Here is a 21,877-nt window from a genome sequence, read left to right on the forward strand (position 1 = left end):
TTAGAAGATGTAAAGTTAAGAAGAAACTCAACTTGATTTTTCAAATCATCTTTCTGTCCATTTGTAGAAACTCTTGTGTAAATTACTATTTTTCTATCTGTAGTAATATTACTGATACCTTTAAATTCTAAATACTGGTCATAAGTATAGTACCTTCTATCTGTTGGAGTTCTTTTGGCTTTTAATATATCTTCTCTATCCCAACGTTGTAAAGTTTTCACACTTACACCTAGTAATTCTGCAAAGTCTTTAGGTTTATAATTAGTTAAATGTTTATTCATGTTAATCTCACCTCTCGGGTACATGTTAACATTTTTAAACACATTTGTACATCTTTTTATTAACGATAGACTTCCTCCTTTAATAATATATCAACATTATACAACTATTTTACAAAAGCATAAAAAAATGTATGTTAAAAATATGTTAAAAATTATGAAAAACTTCTTGATAAAGAAAAATATTGTATAATGAGTAGTGGATAAGTAATTTAAAGAAGTAATACAAGGAAAGGTGATGTATAAATGTTTGCTTCAAAAAAAGAAGATAAGTTTTTTTTAATGCTGGTAAAATCAGCAAAAAATGTTGAAGAATCAACAAAATTATTAAGAACAAGTCTAGATAACTTAAAGGAAAAAGAAAAGAATGTGATAAAAATAGAAGGGATAGAAGACCAAGGTAATGAATTAGTACGTACTTTAACTAAGGAATTAGATGAGGCTTTTATTACACCTATAGATAGAGAGGATATATATGAAATAATAAAATGTATGGATAACATATTAGATTTAATTAGTTCTGCAATGCATAGATTTATAATGTTTCATATAGATGAAAGTACAGAGGCGTGTAAAGAATTATGTGATTTATTAGTTAGTATTACTTCAGATGTCACTGGACTTCTTATAGAACTTAAAGATAATGGCTTTAAATCTAATACTTTAAGAGAAAAAATTAATAGTATTGCAAAAACAGAAAATGATGCAGATGATTTATTTAGAAAGACTGTAGCAATTCTATTTGAAGATGAATCAAATGTGTTAAATATTATAAAATGGAAAGAAATTTATCAAATAATTGAAAACACTATTGATGGTTGCAAAGAAGTAGCAAATATTATTGAAGGAGTTGTTATAAAGAATGCATAGTGCAATTGTAGTAACTGCCCTAATAGTATTTTTTTCCGTTTTATTTGATTTTATTAATGGATTTCATGATACAGCAACAGCAGTTGCAACTTCAATTACTACAAGAGCCTTAACTCCTAAAGTAGCAATACTTGTTTGTGCTATATTTAACTTTATAGGTGCTTTTACAGGTACAGAAGTAGCTAAGACTGTTGGAGATAATATAGTAAGTAATTCCTTAATACCTCAATGGGTAATATTATGTGTGCTTATAGCCTCAATTATTTGGAATCTTATAACATGGTATTTTGGTATACCAAGTAGTTCTTCTCATGCATTAATAGGTGCACTTGTTGGGGGAGGAATAGCATATACATGTACACTTGATGCTGTAAATTGGGCTAACTTATTTGATAACGTTATAATATGGCTTTTCTTATCGCCAGTAATAGGTTTTTGTGTGGGATTTGTAATTATGAAGATATTAAATATTATTCTTAGTCCTTTTAATAGAAGAAAGGTTAATAAGGTGTTTTTAAAACTTCAAGCAGCAGCAGGAGCTCTTATGGCACTAAATCATGGTGGTAATGATGCTCAAAAATCCATGGGGTTAATTACAATGGCTCTAGTTAGTGGAGGATTTATAAGTGAATTTAAAGTTCCATATTGGGTAATTATACTATGTGCTACAGCAATGGCCCTTGGAACTTCTATTGGTGGTAAAAAGATAATAAAAACAATGGGAAGTGGAATGGCTAAGCTTACTCCAGTAAATGGCTTTGCAGCTCAAACAGGTTCAGCTGCAGTTATATTTGTAGCCACACTTTTTCATGCTCCAGTAAGTACAACTCATATAATAACAACTACAATAATGGGGGTTGGAGCATCTAAGAGATTAAAATCTGTAAAATGGGGAGTAGCCAAAAACATAGTATGGGCATGGGTGTTAACAATACCTATAACAGCATGTCTTTCAGGATTGATTATAACTATTGTTAAGTTATTTGTGAAATAAATACATAAATAAAAATAAAGCAGACAAAGCTTGAAGTTCTGTCTGCTTTATTTTTATAAAATTTTATATTATTGTATTTTCAGTTTCTATATCAAAGAAATGCATTTTATCAGGATTCATTGCAATTCTAACTGTTTGTCCTAGTTCTAAAGAACTGCTACCATTAACTCTTACAACTAATTGTTTGTCATTTTTATTAATGTAAAGATAAGTTTCAGCACCCATAAGTTCCTTAACATCTAACTTACAAGTAAAAGAAGAATCTTTATATTTTTCTACAAAGTCAGGATTGTTATCCATGTTTTCAGGCCTTATACCAACTATTAAATCTTTATTAGCAAATCCTCTTTTCTTTAATACTTCTGCTTTATCAGGTGCAATAGCAATTTTTTCACCTTTAAAGTCAAAGTATAATCTATCATTTTCTTCTATAACATTACTATGGATAAAGTTCATTTGAGGACTTCCTATAAATCCAGCAACAAAAAGATTTGCTGGGTGATCATGAACAACTTGAGGAGAATCAACTTGTTGAATTATACCATCTTTCATAACAACAATTCTTGATCCCATTGTCATAGCTTCAGTTTGGTCATGAGTTACATATATAAATGTAGATTGAAGTCTCTTATGTAATTTTGAGATTTCAGTTCTCATTTGTACTCTTAATTTTGCATCTAGGTTTGATAAAGGCTCATCCATAAGGAATACCTTGGGTTCTCTTACTATTGCACGACCAAGGGCAACTCTTTGTCTTTGTCCTCCAGAAAGAGCTTTTGGTTTTCTATCTAATAAATGTTCTATATCAAGAGTTTTTGCTACTTCTAATACTTTTTTACGAATTTCATCCTTTGGAACTTTTCTTAATTTTAAAGCAAAGGCCATATTATCAAATACAGTCATATGAGGATAAAGAGCATAGCTTTGGAATACCATAGATATATCTCTGTCCTTTGGAGCAATATCATTTACAAGGGTATCATCTATATACAATTCTCCTTTTGAGATTTCTTCAAGTCCAGCAACCATTCTTAAAGTAGTAGATTTACCACAACCTGATGGACCAACAAATACTATAAATTCTTTATCTGCAATTTCTAAATTAAAATCTTTAACGGCAGTTACATCGCCTGGATATATTTTATAAATGTGTCTTAATGATAGGGTTGACATAATATATACCTCCTAAAAATAAAAAAATGAATATGTTTACATTATAGAAATTATAAGCTTTAAAATCTATATAAAAATTGCACAAAAAAGATATTGAAAATTGTACATAAGTTATTAAAGAGTTAATCTAGAGTTTCATAAGTATAAAGATATGTTGTTTTTTGTTTATATGTCAAAAAAATATATAAGTTATATTGAGGTTTTTATCATATTCGGTATAATATTAATGTAAAGTAAAATAAATGAAGAAAAAGGAGTTTTTATATGAGAATCGGAGTAAGAGGTCATGATGTAGGTAAATATACATTAGACGAATTAGCAGCAAAAATAGAAGAAAAAGATTTAAAAAGCATTCAGCTAGTAATGAAAAAAGCAGTTACGGAATTTAAGGTAACAGATGATTGTTTAACACCAGGTCTTGCTAGTTTCGTTAGAGAAACTTTTGCTAAACATCATGTAAACGTCAGCATGTTAGGGTGTTATATAAACATGTCACATCCAGATGATGAAGAATTAGAAAAGTTATTAACTACATATAAAAAGTATTTACGTTTTGCAAGTATGCTTGGATGCAGTTTAGTAGGTACAGAATCAGGAGCCTTAAATGCTGAATATGTTGATGGACCTGAAAATCATACAGAAGAAGCTTTTAATAGATGCGTTAGTTCATTAAAGATTATGGCAGATGCAGCTGAAAAGCTTGGTGTGATTGTAGCAATAGAAGGACAAGTTCGTCATGTTTTAAGTACACCACAAAAAGTTAAAAGAGCGATAGATGAAGTTGGCTCAGATAATGTAGAAGCAATTTTTGATTTGTTCAATTTCTTAAATGATGATAATTATATGAACCAAGATCAAATTATAAGAGATGCTTTTGATTTATATGGAGACAAAATAGTTTTAATTCATGCTAAAGACTTCTATATAGAAGATGGACATGTTGTACAGACTCCAGCTATAGGAACTGGACAATTTAATTATCCATTATTATTATCGCTAATAAAAGAGAGAAAACCACATATAGATGTTATTTTAGAAGGGACAAGTCCAGAAGTAATAGAATCTAGTATGAAATATTTACAAGAAATTTATGACAAGGTGTAAAAAATATAATGCTTTTGTATACAACATGTCTTTTCTTATATAAAGTTAAATAAATAACAAGGCTAAAAATGTAGTAAATAGCATTGAAATTTAATAAAAACTAGTTTTGTGTAGTGAAATTAGTATACAAATAAAAAATATTTTTTGAAATATTAAGGAAAAATTAATAAATATTTCAGGAAATATTTTTTTGTATAAAAATATATTCTCTAAAATAAAAATGGCTTGAATACTATATTTAACCAGTATACAAAATATACTTTTTTTCATATAAAATTAAATTATACCTTTTTGTTCTGGGAAATACATATAAAAGAAGTTAAAAAAAACTTTAACTAATATACTAATTTTTATTGACTTTACAATATTGCGGTAATATAATAAGGACATGGAAAGGAATACGTTTCCACAAAAACTACTAATGAACATAGAAGTGAGGGATTGTTAAATGAAAGATTATGCAAAGTGGATGGCCGATTCTATAATGGCAAGAAAAACTGACTTAACTAGCTATTGGGCTTATGAATTTGGATTAACATTAGATGGTGTTGCTGAAGTTTGGAAACAAACTAAGGATGAAAAATATTTCAACTACATAAAAGAATGTATGGATACATTTATCGAAGAAGATGGAAGCATCAGAGGATATGATGTTAAGGAATACAACATAGATCATTTAAACAATGGTAAGATTGTTTTAACTTTATATCAAGCAACTAAGGAAGAAAAATATAAGAAAGCCTTAGACTTATTAAGAACTCAAATAGAAAATCATCCAAGAACAAAAGAAGGAGTATTCTGGCATAAAGAAATATATCCTGAACAAATTTGGTTAGATGGTTTATATATGGGAGCTACATTTTATGCGAAATATGTAAACGAATTCGGAGACAAAACAGGATCTGAATTTGATGATATAGCTAAACAATTTATTATAGCTAAGAAACATCTTATAGATGAAAAGACTGGTTTATTATATCATGCATACGATGATGCAAGAGAACAACCTTGGGCAAACAAGGAAACTGGATTATCAAGACACTTCTGGAGCAGATCAATGGGATGGTATGTAATGGCATTAGTTGATACTTTAGAAGTATTACCAAAAGAAACTAAGGGATATGATGAAGTTCTTAAGATTTACCAAGATACAATGGATGCTTTAATTAAAGTAGCAGATCCTAAGAGCCATGTATTCTATCAAGTACTAGATCAAGGTGATAGAAAAGGAAATTACTTAGAAGCATCAGGATCATCAATGATAGTTTACTCAATACTTAAGGGTGTAAGATTAGGATTCTTAAGAGAAGAATTAAGAGAATTTGCTCATTCTTCATTCCAAGGATTAATTGATGAATTCATATTAGAATCTGATAAGGGATTAATCAACTTAAATAAAATCTGCTTTGTTGCAGGACTTGGTGGAAAAGATAACTGCCATGGTATGAGAGATGGATCATTCACTTATTACATTAGTGAACCAATCGTATGTAACGAACCAAAGGGCTTAGGACCATTCGTTTTAGCAGCTGCTGAAGAAAACTTACTAAAATAATTAATATTTTTATAATGGTATGAAATGGCTATAGTTTTCTATAGCCATCTCAAATAAATTTATAATGAAATCATTTATAAAAACTGGAGGTATTATAATGAAAAGGAAAATAACTTTCATGAACATGATAGGTTATGCATGTATCAACTTCTTGGGAAGTGGTTCACAAGCTATCGTTTCAGCATTCTTAATGTTTTTTTATACTCAATGTTGTGATATAGATCCTATTAAAGCAGGTTCGATATTTACAATTACAAGACTTATGGATGCAGTATTAAATCCATTAGTTGGATCGATGAGTGATAACTTTGGTAAAACTGCAATGGGTAGAAGATTTGGTAGAAGAAGATCATTCACATTGATTGGTATTCCACTAGTATTAATTATATTCCCAATTTTATGGACAACTGGACATTCATTCTCATTCTATTTTGTAATGAACTTATTATGGGAAATGACATTTACTCTAGTATTAGTTACAGGTACAACATTACCAGCAGAAATGGCTACAACTGCTGCTGATAAGACTAAACTTGTATCAGCTAAACAATATTTTGGACAATTCTCAAGTGGTATAGCTACAGCATTCCCAGCTTTCTTCGCTGCAAGAATGGGAGATGATAATCCACAAGCTTACTTCTATGCAGGTGTTACATATGCAGTAATTATGGCATTATCATTAGTTGTTTTCTACTTCTTTACATTTGAAAGAGATCCTAAAGATGTACATGTTATTGAAACTAAGGGATTAGGTGAAACATTAAAGAAAATGCTTACAGATATCCCATCAGCTATGCAAATTAAATCATTTAGATTACATGCTGCAATGATGTTATTAATCGGAATTTACAAAAACTTATGTAGTGGTGTATTTACATACTTCGTTGTTTACTGTCTTGCATTATCAAAGGTAGAAGCTGGATACATTACAGGAGCTTCTCAAATAATTGCAATAGTTGCTGTTACTATAACAATTGGTTTATGCTACAAATTCGGTGGACCTAAAGCATTCAACTACGGTGCAGTTGTAGTTTGTGTAACTTGTTTAGGATATGTTGGATTAACAACAATGAAAGGTTCTTCAATCCTAGTTCCATCATTAGTTGTAATAGCAGTTCTAAACTTCATGGGTAGAGCAGCATTAGACTATATACCAGTATTCCAATTACCATTTATGGCAGATATCGATGAAGCTGTTACAATGCAAAGAAGAGAAGGTATTTTCACAGGTACTAACGGTTTATTATCAAAAGTTGCTGGTGCAGTTGAATCATTCTTATTAGGTGTAATATTACAATATTCAGGCTTTGTTAAGGGGGAAGCTGTTCAACCACAATCAGCTGTAAATACAATTACTATAATGACTGTTGCTGTACCAATGGTATTATTAGCATTATGTTTCTTAGCAGCTAGAAGATTAAAATTAACTAAAGAATCTCACAAGTTACTTGTAGATGAAGTTAACAGAATTAAGGCTGGTGGAGACAAGTCACAAGTTACTGCAGAAGCTAAGGAAGCAATTGAACAATTAACTGGATATGCATATGATAAGTGCTTCGGTAACAACAATGTTGGATACCATGAAAAAGCAGTTAACGCTTAATTAGTAATTAGTAATTAATTAAAGTTAAAGATAGATATAGCGGGTAAATAATATTTACCTGCTATATTTTTTTAAATAGTAAGTAATAAGAAAGATTAGGTGAATAAATTATGACAGTAAATAAATTTGAGTGGAATCAAAAATTATATGATGAAATAGAAAATAAAGTTAATAAAAACATGCCAGATTTCAGCAAGAAAGAAAGTTTTTTAATAACTGATGAAAAATACAAAGGTTTAGTAAGAGAAATAGAAGAAGAATATTTTACTCATCCTGATGGACCGTATACAAAACCAAAGGCAGAGATTAAAAAAGATGATGCATATAGAAATAAATCTTTAATAAGAAATACTCAAAATGTTATTTATTATGGAGATGTTATTCAAAAAGCAATTGACGATGCATCTGTAAATGGGGGAAGAGTAATTATTCCTGGAAGTGATAATAAGGAAAAACCAAATGTATATTATACTGGAGCTATTACATTAAAGAGTAATGTAGAACTTCATGTTGAAGAAAATGCAGTTTTAAAATTTGTTAGAAATAAGAGCAATGAGTACTATCCAGTTGTGTATACAAGATGGGAAGGAATTGAAATGATGAACTTTTCACCTTTTGTATACTCTTATGAAGCTGAAAATATAGCTATTACAGGAAAAGGAATTTTAGATGGTAATGCAGATGAATTTAACTGGATGCCATGGAAATTTGGATTCTTTAATGAAGAAGATCAACAAATTCAAAGAGAAAGACTATTTGATATGGGTCAAAAAAATCTTGATGTTAGAACTGAAAGAATATTTACAGATGAAATATCAACAATAAGACCTCCATTCATCCAACCATACAAGTCAAAGAATATTTTAATAGAAGATATTACAATATTAAATTCACCTTTCTGGGAAATGAATCCTGTACTTTGTGAAAATTTAAAAGTAAATAGAGTTACAGTAAATACAAATCTTTATAATAATGATGGTTGTGATCCTGAATCATGTAAAGATATGATTATTGAAAATTGTTATTTCCTAACTGGTGATGATTGTATAGCTATAAAATCAGGAAGAAATAATGAAGGAAGAAATATAGGAGTTCCTTCTGAAAATATTATTATTAGAAATAATATGTTTAAAGACGGACATGGTGGTATTACAATTGGAAGTGAAATTTCAGGAGGAGTTAATGATATATTAGCTCATGATAATTACTTTGATAGTAAAGAATTAGACTATCCAATAAGATTTAAAACTAATGCTGAACGTGGTGGAAAACTTGAAAATATATATGTAAAGAATAGTACTGTTAATAAATCTAAGGTAGCAGTAATACATGCTGATTTCTTCTATGAAGAAGGAACAAATGGTAATCATAAACCATTACTTAGAAATATTACATTATCTAACATTAAAACTGTTGAGGGTGGAAGTATTGATGCTAAAAATGCTTTATATATTAAGGGATTTGAAAATGCCCCAATAGAAAATATAGTATTAGAAGATGCTGAATTAAATGGTGTAAAAGGGGAAGCTGTATTACAAAATATCAGAAATTTAACTTTCAAAAATGTATCAATAAATGGTGTAAAACAGAAAGATAGAACATTTAGTGTTGATAATGAATTCAAAGAAATGATATAATGGAAGCTAGATGACAAATGTTTTAGTAAAAATTAAATATTCGGGGTGGTGAAAACTTTTGATATTATATGAAAAGAATGATAAAGAAAGTGGGAAGGACTATGCTTATAGAGTTCTAAGAGAAAATATAATGACATTAGAACTTAAACCAGGAGAGCTTTTAAGCGAAGTAGAGTTATCTGAAAAGCTAGGAATTTCCAGAACACCAATAAGAGAAGTGTTAATGAAACTAAAGAGCGAACACCTTATAGAAGTAAAGCCCCAATCAGGTACATATGTATCATTAATAGATTTAGACTTAGTCCAAGAAGCAAGATTTATGCGTTTTACGTTGGAAGAAAAGGTACTAAAAGAGGCTTGTGAGAATTTTGATGAGAAATACTTTGTGGAATTAGAAAAGAACCTATATGCTCAGCAAATAATTGCTGAGATGGATGGGGGAGAAAAAGAATTTCATAAATTAGATAATCATTTTCATGAATTATTTTTCTTAGGTGTTAATAAAGGAAACGTTTGGAAGAGTATTCTTAATATAAGTACACATTATAACAGGATGAGATTGTTATCTCAATCAGAAGATCCTAAAAGAGATGTGGTAGAGCAACATAGAGAATTTATAAAGACAGTTAAAAATAAAGAAATTGATAAAGTTGAATCTATGATAAGTCGCCACATGAAATATACTAAGAATAGTTGGGAGCACTTAGTTGATGAAACAAGTGAATTTTATGGCTATTTTAAGAAAAAGAATCAATAAGAAAATAAAGAAAAATGCTAATTAGATATGCAATCTAATTGGCATTTTTTTATTTTTAAGTATCTTAAAGGCAAATGACTATATTTTTTCTTATTTTTTATGAAATAAGTTAATTGGATTTATATAACATTAATACTTGTTTTATATTTTATGTAAAAATATTATAAAAAAAACTGAAAAGGGTTGCAAAATTATTGTAACAGTGTATAATAAAACTATAACTAGTATACAAGTTGAGAGGTACATAGATTTATTTATAAAACTTCTAAAACACATCATATTAATGATAAACAAGATTTACATATTAATTACCGAATATTATTATAGCCATTGATTCTAAGAATAAACTATGGAATTCTCAATTTAGTATACAAGAATTGAAAATATCAGGGGGAAAAGATATGTTAAATAAATTAAAAGATCAAGGTATTATCGCTGTTATAAGAGCAAAAAGTAAAGAAGAAGCTATGGGAATCATAGATGCTTGTGTAAAAGGTGGAGTTAAAGCTCTAGAATTAACTTATACAATCCCTAATGTTGTTGAAGTAATAAGAGAAACTGCAGAAAAATATGATGATGCACTAGTTGGTGTAGGTAGCGTATTAAATGGAAAAATGGCACAAGATGCTATTGAGGCAGGAGCTAAATATGTTGTAAGTCCAGGATATTCAGAAGAAGCTAATACAGTATGTCATGCAAATAGTGTTCCTTATTTACCAGGATGTATGACTGTTACTGAAGTTATGAATGCTATGTCTAAAGGAAATAACTTAGTTAAAATATTCCCAGGTGAATGTTTTGGCCCTAAATATATTAAAGCTGTTAAAGCACCAATTCCAACTGTAGATATTATGCCAACTGGTGGAGTTAATATAGATAATATAGAAGAATGGTTTAAAGCAGGAGTTTCATGTGTTGGTGTAGGTAGCGCATTAACAGGAGCTGGAAGTTTAGAAGATATTGAAAACTTAGCTAAGGAGTTTGTAAAGAAAGTTGAGAAAGCTAGAGGTTAATAAACAAAGTAAAATATTAGGCTTTGGAGAGATCATGCTTCGATTGACTCCTGAAAATTCAAAAATGATAATACAAGCCGATAGATTTGAGGCAACTTATGCCGGCGGAGAAGCAAATGTTTTATGCAGTCTTAGTATGTTTGGTAACAAAACTAAGATGTTGACAAAGCTGCCAGATAATCAGCTAGGAGAAAAAGTTATACGAGATCTAAATGCTTTTTCAGTAGATACAAGTGCAATCATTAAAGGTGAAGGCCGACTTGGAATTTATTTTTTGGAAAAGGGTGCAGGTTTAAGAAATTCAGAAGTAGTATATGATAGACAATACTCTGCAATATCACTAGCTGAAGGTAAGGAATTTGACATAGAAAATATATTAAGTGATGTATCAATGCTACATGTTTCTGGAATTACGCCAGCATTAAGCAAGAAAATGCGTGATTTTACATTAACTTTAGCAAAAGAAGCTAAGAAAAGAGGAATAGTAGTATCTTATGATTCTAATTATAGATCAAAACTATGGAGTCTTGAAGAAGCAGAAAGCTTTATGAAAGAAATTCTTCCATATGTGGATATTGCTTTTCTAGGAATATTAGATTTTAAGAACATTTTAAAATATGATATCAATAAATCAGAAAATTTTGAAGAAAATTTGGAACTTTTATATAAAGAACTTTTTAATAATTATCCTAACTTAAAGTTTGCTACATCCACAAAAAGATGGGTTAACTCAGTTAATAATAATTCAATACAAGGCTTTTTATACGATGGGGAAAAATTAAGCATAAGTAAGAAATATACTTTTGATATTATTGATAGAGTTGGTGGAGGAGATTCATTTACAGCAGGTATCCTTCATGGAATTGTATCAGAATATGATTCAGACAAAATTATTAATTTTGCAATATGTGCCAGCTCATTAAAACATAGTATAAACGGAGATATAAATACAGTAAATTTAAACCATGTTATGACACTTATGAACTCTGGAATTGAAAATATAAAGAGATGATTTTAGTGCAGACAATTTAAGTTTTGCAGCTGAAAGAATCGGAAAATATAGGACTCTTTCGGCTGTTTTTGTGTAATAAAATGTATAAAAAAGAAAATATAGAAATATACGAGGTGTTAAATATGTTAAAAAAATTAAGTGTTGATTGTTTAAGCGCTGAAGAAAAAGAACTTCATGAAAAAGTTATAAATAGCCCAATAAGAGTTATGCAAATTGGTGAAGGAAATTTCTTAACTTCTTTCTTTGATTGGATGTTATATAAAGCAATTAAAGCAGGAAAATATGATGGATCAGTTGCTTTGACTTGTCCTTTAAATTTCGATAAGAAGATAAACATATTAAATGATCAAGATTTATTATATACAGTAATTGAAAGAGGTTTTGTTGATGACAAGCCATATGAAAATGCAGAAATAATTCAAGTTTTATCAAAAGCATTTAACTTCAATGTTGACTGGAAGAGCTTTATGGATATAGCTGAATTAGAATCATTAGACATAGTGATTTCAAATACAACAGAAGCTGGTTTAACTTATAAAGAAGTTACTTTAGATAAGGTGGCTACAGAAGGTTTATACCCAGGAAAATTAACTGCATTTTTAATGCACAGATTTGACACTATAAAAGATAAAGAAAAGAAACTTCTTATATTCCCATGCGAATTAGTAGATGATAACGGAAAAGTTCTTGAAAAAATGGTTAAGGACCATGCAGAAAGCTTTGGAGCATCTGATGAATTTAAAGCATGGCTTAATAACAGTTGTGTATTCTTATGCAGCTTAGTTGATAGAATAGTTCCAGGATATCCAAGAGAAAATGCTGAAGAAGTATTTGAAAGTCTAGGATATATAGATGAAGCTGTTTCTATCTGCGAACCATTCCACTTATGGGGAATTGAAGGAAGCGAAGAATATGATAAGATATTACCATTAAAATCAGCTGGATTAAATGTTAAGTGGTTAGAATCTTTATATGAAACTCACCTTCTAAAAGTAAGTATATTAAATGGTTCTCATACATTAATAACTCCACTTGGAATATTAAAAGGATTTACAAGAGTTGATGAACTTGTAGAAGATGAAGCTGAAAAAGCATTCTTAAATGAAACATTAGAAAAAGAAATAATTCCATCATTACATAATGATGATGCAGAAGCTTATGCAAAGGTTATATTACAAAGATTCAGAAACCCAGCATTAAAGCATAAATTAGAATCAATTTCTATGAACTCAGTTTCTAAGTTCGTAAACAGAGATCTTCCAACAATTAAATCATACATCAAAGATAATAACTCATTACCAATGAACATGGTAACTGGTCTTGCAGGCCTTTTAAGATTCTACCAAGTAGAAATGAAAGAAGGCAAATATGTTGGACATAGCTTTAAGGGAGCAGAATACCCAGTATTTGATGTTAATGAAGTTCTAGAATACATGGCAGAAGCTAACAAGAAGTATGAAGTTAAAGATGCTGCATATGTAAAGGAAGTTTTATCTAACAAGACTTTATGGGGTGAAGATTTAACATTAATTGATGGATTAGTAGAAGCAGTAAGTAAAACATTAGTAGAGTTGGAGAAAAAATATGCATAATATTATAAAAATAAACGTTGATGATGACGTCGTTGTAATGCTTGAAGATGCTAAAAAAGGCGATGTTATTGAAAATGCAAATGAAAAAATAACATTATTAGATGATGTTCCAATGGGACATAAAGTAGCAATAAGAGATATTAAAGAAGGCCAAGATGTAATTAAGTACGGATATAGCATTGGTAAAGCTCAAAGAGATATAAAGGTTGGAGAATGGATCCATTCTCACAACCTAGCTACAGGACTTGGGGAAATTTTAGAATATAAATTCAATGGTGGAGTAGAAGATACAAAGGTAGTTGATTCTGATCTTACTTTTAAAGGATATGTTCGTGAAAATGGTGAAGTAGGAATTAGAAATGATATTTGGATAATAAATACTGTTGGATGTATAAATAAGACTTGTGAAATCCTAGCTAAAGAAGGAAACAAGCTTATAAATGATAAGATTGATGGAGTATATAACTTCCCACATCCTTTCGGATGCTCTCAATTAGGAGACGACTTTGAATATACAAGAAAGATTTTAGCTGATCTTGTAAATCATCCAAATGCAGGTGGTGTACTTGTAGTTGCATTAGGATGTGAAAACAATACACTTGAAGGATTTAAAGAATTATTAGAACCTATTAATAACAATAGAATTAAGTTCTTAAAGACTCAAGATGTTGAAGATGAAATAGAAGAAGGTAAGAAACTTATAAAAGAATTAATTGATTACGCTTCAAAATTTGAAAGAGAAGATGTAAGCATATCTAAATTAAAGATAGGTGTTAAGTGTGGAGGTTCTGATGCATTTTCAGGAGTAACAGCTAACCCTATGCTTGGAAGAATTTCAAATGAATTAGTTGAAGTTGGTGGTACAGTAATTCAAACAGAAGTTCCAGAAATGTTTGGTGCTGAAACAATTCTTTTTGATAGATCAATAAATAAAGATGTATTTGATAAGAGTGTTGATTTAATAAACAACTTTAAAGAATACTTCATGAGATATAATCAAGTAATTTACGAAAATCCTTCACCAGGAAATAAAAAAGGTGGAATTACAACTCTTGAAGAAAAATCATTAGGATGTGTTCAAAAGAGTGGAAAAGCCGTTGTTAGAGATGTTTTAGCATACGGTGAAAGAGCAACTAAGAGAGGATTAAACTTAATCTCAGGACCAGGTAATGACTTAGTTGCAGTTACAGTTTTAGCAGCTGCTGGTTCACATATAGTTTTATTTACTACAGGTAGAGGAACTCCATATGGAGGATGTGTACCAACATTAAAGATTTCTACAAATTCTAGACTTTATAATAACAAGAAGAACTGGATTGATTTCAATGCAGGTCAATTGTTAGAAACTAAAGATTCTAAGAAAGTAGACGAAGATTTCTTAAAGCTTATAATTGATACAGCTTCAGGAGATTATAAAGCTAAAAATGAAGTTAACGAATATAGAGAAATATCTATCTTAAAAGATGGAGTAACATTATAGGAGGGTTAAAAAATGAAACAATTCATGGACGAAGATTTCTTACTATCAAATGAAGTAGCTAAGAAATTATACAATGAACATGCTAAGAATATGCCAATATTTGATTATCACTGTCACCTTATTCCAGCTGAAATAGCAGGAGATAAGAAGTACGAAAATATAACTGAAATATGGTTATATGGTGACCACTACAAGTGGAGAGCTATGAGAAGCTTTGGTATAGAAGAAAAGTATATAACTGGAGATTCAACTGATTTTGAAAAATTCCAAGCTTTTGCAAAAACTATGCCATACTTAATAGGAAATCCAATATATCACTGGTCTCACTTAGAACTTAAGAGATACTTTGGAGTTACTGAAACTTTAAATGAAAAGAATGCAGAAAAAATCTGGAATCAATGTAATGAAGTAATTAAGAGCAATGGCTTCACAGCTAAAACTCTTATAATGAACTCTAACGTTAAATATATAGGAACAACTGATGATCCTGCAGATGATTTAAGATATCATCAAGAAATAGCTAAAGATAAGGAATTTACATGTGAAGTAAGACCAGCATGGAGACCTGATAAAGCTGTTAAGATAGGTAATGAAGGATTTGCTGAATACATAAAAGTATTAGGAGAAACTGAAAATACTGAAATAACAAGTTTTGATGAATTATTAAACGTACTTGAAAAGAGATTACAATTCTTCGTAGACAATGGATGTACAATAACTGACCATGCTATGGATAGAGTTTACTTTAGAGATACTACTTTAGAAGAAGTTGATGGAATCTTAAAGAAAGCTTTAAGAGGAGAAAAATTAACTCAAGAAGAAATAGAAAAATACAGTACATTAATTATGGTTAAATTAATAGAAATGTATCATTCACATAAAATGGTTCTTCAATTACATATTGGAGCATTAAGAAACAACAATACAAGAATGTTCAAGAAGTTGGGACCAGATACAGGATTTGATAGTATTGATGATGGAGAAGTAGCTCAAAGCCTTTCAAGATTATTAGATACATTAGATACTGAAGACAAGCTTCCAAAGACAGTTTTATACTGCTTAAACCCAAGAGATAACGAAGTTCTTGCAACTATGCTTGGTAACTTCCAAGGTGGTGGAATAGCTGGTAAGATTCAATTTGGATCAGGCTGGTGGTTCAATGACCAAAAAGATGGTATGGAAAGACAAATGATGGCATTATCTCAATTAGGACTTATAAGTAAGTTCGTTGGTATGCTTACAGATTCAAGAAGTTTCTTATCTTACACAAGACATGAATACTTCAGAAGAATTTTATGTAACTACTTAGGTGAATTAGTTGAAAACGGAGAATATCCATGTGATATGGAGATATTAGGAAGCATAGTAGAAGATATCTGCTACAATAATGCAAACAAATACTTTAGATAAAAATAAATTTAAAAATACAAAAGTTGATTATTCTATATATAATGAAGTGGTTTTGTAATAAAAATTACAAAGCCGCTTCTTTTTTATACATAAAGCAAAAGATAAGTTTAAAATATCAATATAGTTTCATTATTAAGTAAAAGTTTACAAATAAAGGAGTTTTTATTATATAATTAAATAAAAATATCTATTTTATGAGGGGGAAAATTGATGTTAAAAAATAGGGTACTATGCTTAATGATTGCAGCAACAACTTTTGCAAGTCTGGCAGCTTTTGTTCCAGCAAATAAAGCAAATGCTGCTGAGAAAACTATAAGTAAGGGAGAACTAATAAAAAATACTAATTTTAAAGATGGATGGGGACTTCCTTGGTCTGTAAGTACTACTGCACCAGGAGAAGCTAAATTTTCTATTAAAGAAAATAACTACGATGTAGAAGTTACTAATCAGGATATGAAAGATGGCATACAATGCTTACTTATTCAGGTATAAGCTTTGAAAAAGGTCATACTTACGATATTAGTTTTACAGTAAAAGCAGAAAAGGATTGTAAATTATATGCTAAAATAGGACGTAATGCAGGAGATTACAAAGAATTTTGGAATAATAATGCTATGACTTATGAATTAAAGGCTGGTGAAGAGCTTAAAGTTAATGAAAAATATACTATGAATGATGCTACTGAACAAGACCTAGCTTTTCAATTTCAGTTAGGGGGAGACCTTGCAGCTAAATCTTTACCTTATAAATATACCTTTGAAAATATAAGTATTAAGGATAGTGAGTTTGAAGGATATAAAGTTAATTATAATGAAAATGGTTATGCAGTAAGAACTAATCAAATAGGATATTTTACAAATGGAGAGAAGACAGCTACTTTAGTTACTACTGAAAAAGAACCTGTTAAATGGAGCTTAGTAGATTCAAGTAATAATGTTGTGGCTTCAGGAAATACAGTAGTTTTTGGTGAGGATAAAGATTCTGGGGATTTTGTTCATAAAATAGATTTTTCAAGTTATAAAAAAAGAGGAAAAAGATATAAGTTAGTTGTTCAAACTGAGAAGCTTGTGCCAGAATACAACCAGGTAGTTGGACAAGATTTAAATGTTTTATCAGAAAGTCCTGAATTTGAGATAAGTGATAACTTATATTCAAAATTAAAGTATGATGCTTTTAAATATTTTTATCATAATAGAAGTTCTGTTCCAATAGAAGTTAATTATGTAGATGGCAGACTTGATTTAGCAAGAGAAGCAGGCCATACAAAGGAAGTTTTAGAGTGCTCTCCAAGTGATAAATGGTATAAGCCATATGGAACTTATAAATTAGACGTAACTGGTGGATGGTATGATGCAGGAGACCATGGTAAGTATGTTGTTAATGGTGGTATTTCAACATGGACATTACAAAATCAATATGAAAGAGCATTAAATAGAGGTGAAAAATTAATTGAAGCACCATTTGGTGATGGCACAATGAATATACCTGAAGAAAATAACTTGGTTCCAGATATTTTAGATGAAGCACGTTTTAATCTTGAATTTATGTTAAAGATGCAAGTCCCAGAAGGAAATAAATATGCAGGAATGGTTCATCACTGTGCTCATGATGCTACTTGGACTGGCCTTGGAATGAAACCAAGTGATGATGATAGAGTAAGATATATATATGCACCAACAACAGCAGCTACTTTAAATCTTGCAGCAACAGCAGCACAAGGTTCACGTTTATGGAAAGATTATGACAAAGACTTTGCAAATAAGTGTTTAGAGGCAGCCAAAAAAGCTTTTGATGCAGCTGCTAAGAATCCTTCAATATATGCGCCAACATCTTCAGTTGGAGGTGGAACTTATGATGATAATAATGTTACAGATGAATTCTACTGGGCAGCTTGTGAATTATATGCATCAACAGGAGAACAAAAGTATTTAGATTATATGAGGGCTTCTAAATATTATTTAGATATGCCAAATGTTAAAAATGATGAAGAAACAGGAGCTATAAACTGGGCTAATGTAGAAGGCCTTGGAACTATGACTTTACTAGCTTCTAAAAATAATCTTCCAGTAGAAGAAATTGAAAAAGCAAAAGCAAATGTCTTAAAGTCTGCAGATAGTTATGTAGATGTTGAAAGTAAAAATGGATATAGTGTAGCTTTAGAAAGAGTTAATTATATATGGGCATCAAATGCAAACTTAGCTAACATAATGATGGTTATGGCATATGCTAATGATATTAGTAATGGTGCAACAACTAAATATATAGATGGTGCTAATAAGTCTATGGATTACTTTTTGGGTAATAATGCAAATACTAAGTGTTATGTAAGTGGTTATGGTGTTAATCCTCTTCGTAATCCACATCATCGTTTTTGGGCAAATAAAATAGATCCTAAATTCCCAATTTGTCCAGCAGGAGTTCTCTCAGGAGGACCAAATTATAAACTTGAAGACCCTTTTGTTCAAGGAGCAGGATGGTCTGAAGGTTCAAGACCAGTAGCTAAGTGTTATATAGATGACATACAGTCTTATTCTACTAACGAATGTACAATAAACTGGAATGCACCTCTTGCATGGATGGTATCATATTTAGATACACATTCTAATAATTTAGCTAAAACTGATATTAATAATGGACAAAATTACGGAGAAAATGAAAAGGATAAAGAGCTAGAACAAGGTAACAAAGGAGATAACAAGATAGAAAAGGATAAGAATTTAGAACAAGGTAATGAGGAGAATAACAAGGTAAAAGAAGATAATAAAGATAATACTAAAACAAAAGAAAATAAAGTTGTGAAGTTAAAAAATAAACTTAAAAAGAATAAATCAGTAAAAACAGGAGATGTATCAGGTTTACTTTCATTAGTTTTATGTAGCATATCAGCAGGTGCAGCAGTTGGCTTTAGAAAGAAAAAATAGATAAATTAAGATAAAGGAAGACATATTATGGTTAGTATGTCTTCCTTCTTACTTATTTGATGTTAATATATATGCATGATAAAATTGATATATAAGACATACTAAGTGTGTGCCTTCTTTTAGTTGAGGAATCTAAGGCAAAGTAATATAATTATGCTATTGAAAATAAATAAATTGGAGGAAAATTATGGCTGTAACTATTAAAGATATAGCAAAATATGTAGGAGTATCACATTCTACAGTATCAAGAGCATTAAATGGATCAAGTGAAGTTAATTTTGAAACTAAAGAAAAAATATTGAAAGCAGCAAAGGAACTTAATTATATACCAGATATAAATGCTAGAAGTTTGAAATTATCTAAACCTTATAATATAGGAGTGTTTTTTTCAACTATAGATAAGGGAACATCAGCCTTTGTATTTCATAATGTTATTACAAATGTATATGAAGGGATAGGCTCTAGATATAATGTTATTGTAAAGGGAATAGATACTTATGAGAAAAATTCTATAAATCCTAAGAACTATGATGGAATATTAGTTGTAAGCCAGAAGGAAGAGGATGACGAGTTTATAGAAGAAATATTATCTAAAAATATACCTTTAGTAGTTATAAATAGAGAAGTTAATTATGATGTAATTAATGTTTTTGCTGATGAAAGGATAGCTACTAGAAGAGGTTTTGAAGAACTTTTATATAATGGTCATAGAAAAATAGGAATAATTGAAGGGAAAGAACAGTTTTTATCTACAAAATTAAGAAGAGAAGGATGTTTAGATGCATTAAAAAAATATAATACTGAAATTGATAAAGATCTTGTTGTAAGTGGAGATTTTACTGTTACAGGAGGATATTTTGCCGCTAAGAAGATAATAGATAAAGAAATTACTGCAATATTTGCCTTTAATGATGAAATGGCAATAGGAGCAATTAAGGCAATAAGGGAATCAGGGCTTAGAGTGCCTGAAGATATTTCTATTTTAGGTTTCGATGGTACAGAAATTGGAGAATACTTAACTCCAAGTATTGCAACTATAAAAAGACCAGTAGGAAAAGTGTCTAAATTAGCTATTAACCTGCTAATGAAAAAAATAAATGGTGAAGAAATAAATGAGAAAAAAGTAGGGTTAGAGTCAGAAATAGTTTTCGGGGACTCTATAAGGAAATTATGTTAATAATTTCTTTGGAAAGTATTGCAATCGTGTGCAAAACAGTTTATAATAATGTTAAAGATAAATGAACACGTGTGCAGCGTATTCATGAATATTCATTAACAAGGAGAAATGAAAAATGGAAATGGAAATTCGTTATTCAAATCATCCATCAGATTCAATGCATTATACAACTGAACAATTAAGAGAACATTATCTTGTAGAAAAAGTATTTGTAGAAGATAAAGTAAACTTAGTTTATAGTCATAATGATAGAATAATTTTTGGTGGTGTTACACCAGTTAAAGAAACTCTTAAATTAGGAGTTTGTAAAGAATTAGGAACTGATTACTTCTTAGAAAGAAGAGAACTTGGAGTAATTAATGTTGGTGGAGAAGGTACTATTATAGTTGATGGTATTGAATATAGCATGAATTTTAGAGATGGTCTATATGTTGGACAAGGAAGCAAAAATGTAGAATTTAAGTCTACTGATGCTAAAAATCCTGCTAAGTTCTATGTAAATTCAGCTCCAGCTCTAGTTAAATATCCAACAGTTAAAATTGGATTAGAAAAAGCTAGAAAAGTAAAATGTGGTGATGCTGAAACTGCTAACAAGAGAACAATTAATCAATACATACATCCAGCAGTATGTGAAAGTAATCAGTTAGTAATGGGATTAACAATGCTTGAAATGGGAAGTGTTTGGAACACTATGCCTGCTCATACTCATGAAAGACGTATGGAAGTTTATCTATACTTAGATATTCCAGACGATCAAGCAGTAGTTCACTTTATGGGAACTGAAAAAGAAACTAGACACATCTTTATGCACAGAGAACAAGCTGTAATTTCACCAAGCTGGTCAATTCATTCAGGATGTGGAACTAAAAACTATTCATTCATCTGGGGTATGTGTGGAGAAAACAAAACTTTCGATGATATGGATAACATAAAGATAGAAGATTTAAGATAATCTAAAAACTTAACTAAAGCCAATAATAAATATAAATATAAATAAACAATTAAACACGCTGAAACAAAAAAGGGGCTGTAAAAAAAAGTCCTAAAAATCAAACGACCATACTAGCTCAAAAGCTTGTATGGTTGTTTTTTTCATATACTTATATTTTTTCATCTTTAATTTTTAAAAATGGGTTCACTTAATAAACGTCTCGTTATAAATAAAAAAATTAAAGTGATTTTTATACAACGAGCATTTCATGGTTTAATTTATTATTATATTTATAAAGATTATAACCACAAGAAATCAATGTGAGCTCAAGAATTACATTATCAAGTCCTCGTCTAAACAACCTTTTGTA

The 21,877-nt window shown here is 29.9% G+C and carries 18 protein-coding genes; 16 read left to right on the top strand and 2 right to left on the bottom strand.

From position 1 onward, the window contains the following. A partial coding sequence (locus BM384_RS06465) for a MerR family DNA-binding transcriptional regulator (RefSeq protein WP_139232057.1) occupies positions 1-281 on the bottom strand: 281 nt, incomplete at its 3' end. Positions 282-524: 243 nt separating this feature from the next. Between BM384_RS06465 and BM384_RS06470 the strand changes: the two genes are divergently transcribed. Together BM384_RS06470 and BM384_RS06475 are read left to right on the top strand one after the other, a co-directional pair. Then, complete coding sequence (locus BM384_RS06470; RefSeq protein ID WP_090012249.1) at positions 525-1,148, top strand: DUF47 domain-containing protein; 624 nt, start codon at positions 525-527, stop codon at positions 1,146-1,148. Next, positions 1,141-2,142, top strand: a complete 1,002-nt coding sequence (locus BM384_RS06475; RefSeq protein WP_090012251.1) for an inorganic phosphate transporter — start codon at positions 1,141-1,143, stop codon at positions 2,140-2,142. The genes BM384_RS06470 and BM384_RS06475 overlap by 8 nt, the downstream gene beginning before the upstream one ends. A gap of 63 nt (positions 2,143-2,205) precedes the next feature. Here BM384_RS06475 and ugpC read toward each other — a convergent pair whose 3' ends face one another. After that, positions 2,206-3,315 (bottom strand): ABC transporter ATP-binding protein, encoded by a 1,110-nt coding sequence (gene ugpC / locus BM384_RS06480; RefSeq protein WP_090012253.1) that lies wholly within the window; start codon positions 3,313-3,315, stop codon positions 2,206-2,208. A gap of 264 nt (positions 3,316-3,579) precedes the next feature. Between ugpC and BM384_RS06485 the strand changes: the two genes are divergently transcribed. The 14 genes from BM384_RS06485 to kduI all read left to right on the top strand — a co-directional run bounded on the left by BM384_RS06485 (position 3,580) and on the right by kduI (position 21,528). Next, positions 3,580-4,419, top strand: a complete 840-nt coding sequence (locus BM384_RS06485; RefSeq protein WP_090012254.1) for a sugar phosphate isomerase/epimerase family protein — start codon at positions 3,580-3,582, stop codon at positions 4,417-4,419. A 448-nt stretch (positions 4,420-4,867) separates the two neighbouring features. After that, a complete protein-coding gene (locus BM384_RS06490; RefSeq protein ID WP_090012256.1) occupies positions 4,868-5,974 on the top strand; it encodes a glycoside hydrolase family 88/105 protein in 1,107 nt (368 codons plus the stop codon). 97 nt (positions 5,975-6,071) lie between these two features. Beyond that, positions 6,072-7,577: an MFS transporter gene (locus BM384_RS06495; protein WP_090012258.1), complete on the top strand. Its 1,506-nt coding sequence runs from the start codon at positions 6,072-6,074 to the stop codon at positions 7,575-7,577. 110 nt (positions 7,578-7,687) lie between these two features. After that, the gene (locus tag BM384_RS06500; RefSeq protein WP_090012260.1) at positions 7,688-9,214 is read left to right on the top strand and encodes a glycoside hydrolase family 28 protein; all 1,527 of its coding nucleotides are present in this window, start codon (positions 7,688-7,690) and stop codon (positions 9,212-9,214) included. A 58-nt stretch (positions 9,215-9,272) separates the two neighbouring features. Beyond that, positions 9,273-9,971 (top strand): GntR family transcriptional regulator, encoded by a 699-nt coding sequence (locus tag BM384_RS06505; protein ID WP_090012261.1) that lies wholly within the window; start codon positions 9,273-9,275, stop codon positions 9,969-9,971. Between the two features lie 401 nt (positions 9,972-10,372). Next, positions 10,373-10,984 (top strand): bifunctional 2-keto-4-hydroxyglutarate aldolase/2-keto-3-deoxy-6-phosphogluconate aldolase, encoded by a 612-nt coding sequence (locus BM384_RS06510; RefSeq protein ID WP_090012263.1) that lies wholly within the window; start codon positions 10,373-10,375, stop codon positions 10,982-10,984. Beyond that, positions 10,965-11,996 (top strand): sugar kinase, encoded by a 1,032-nt coding sequence (locus BM384_RS06515; RefSeq protein ID WP_090012264.1) that lies wholly within the window; start codon positions 10,965-10,967, stop codon positions 11,994-11,996. The genes BM384_RS06510 and BM384_RS06515 overlap by 20 nt, the downstream gene beginning before the upstream one ends. A 122-nt stretch (positions 11,997-12,118) precedes the next feature. Then, positions 12,119-13,588, top strand: a complete 1,470-nt coding sequence (locus BM384_RS06520) for a tagaturonate reductase (protein ID WP_090012266.1) — start codon at positions 12,119-12,121, stop codon at positions 13,586-13,588. Further along, on the top strand, positions 13,581-15,068 hold the full coding sequence (locus tag BM384_RS06525; protein ID WP_090012268.1) for a UxaA family hydrolase: 1,488 nt from the start codon (positions 13,581-13,583) through the stop codon (positions 15,066-15,068). Before BM384_RS06520 ends, BM384_RS06525 begins: the two co-directional genes overlap by 8 nt. Before the next feature lie 12 nt (positions 15,069-15,080). Next, positions 15,081-16,478, top strand: coding sequence for a glucuronate isomerase (gene uxaC, locus BM384_RS06530; protein ID WP_090012269.1), 1,398 nt, complete (start codon positions 15,081-15,083; stop codon positions 16,476-16,478). Positions 16,479-16,688: 210 nt separating this feature from the next. After that, the gene (locus BM384_RS06535; RefSeq protein WP_090012271.1) at positions 16,689-16,970 is read left to right on the top strand and encodes a hypothetical protein; all 282 of its coding nucleotides are present in this window, start codon (positions 16,689-16,691) and stop codon (positions 16,968-16,970) included. Further along, positions 16,949-19,399 carry a glycoside hydrolase family 9 protein gene (locus BM384_RS06540; protein ID WP_090012272.1) on the top strand — a complete coding sequence of 817 codons (2,451 nt, stop codon included), beginning with the start codon at positions 16,949-16,951 and terminating at the stop codon, positions 19,397-19,399. The genes BM384_RS06535 and BM384_RS06540 overlap by 22 nt, the downstream gene beginning before the upstream one ends. Before the next feature lie 187 nt (positions 19,400-19,586). Continuing rightward, entirely contained in the window at positions 19,587-20,576 is a 990-nt protein-coding gene (locus tag BM384_RS06545) for a LacI family DNA-binding transcriptional regulator (protein WP_090012274.1), read from the top strand. A 115-nt stretch (positions 20,577-20,691) separates the two neighbouring features. Next, a complete protein-coding gene (gene kduI, locus BM384_RS06550; protein WP_090012275.1) occupies positions 20,692-21,528 on the top strand; it encodes a 5-dehydro-4-deoxy-D-glucuronate isomerase in 837 nt (278 codons plus the stop codon). The last annotated feature ends 349 nt before the right edge of the window (positions 21,529-21,877 follow it).

This window comes from Clostridium sp. DSM 8431, assembly GCF_900116755.1.
In the GTDB taxonomy this organism is placed as follows: domain Bacteria; phylum Bacillota; class Clostridia; order Clostridiales; family Clostridiaceae; genus Clostridium.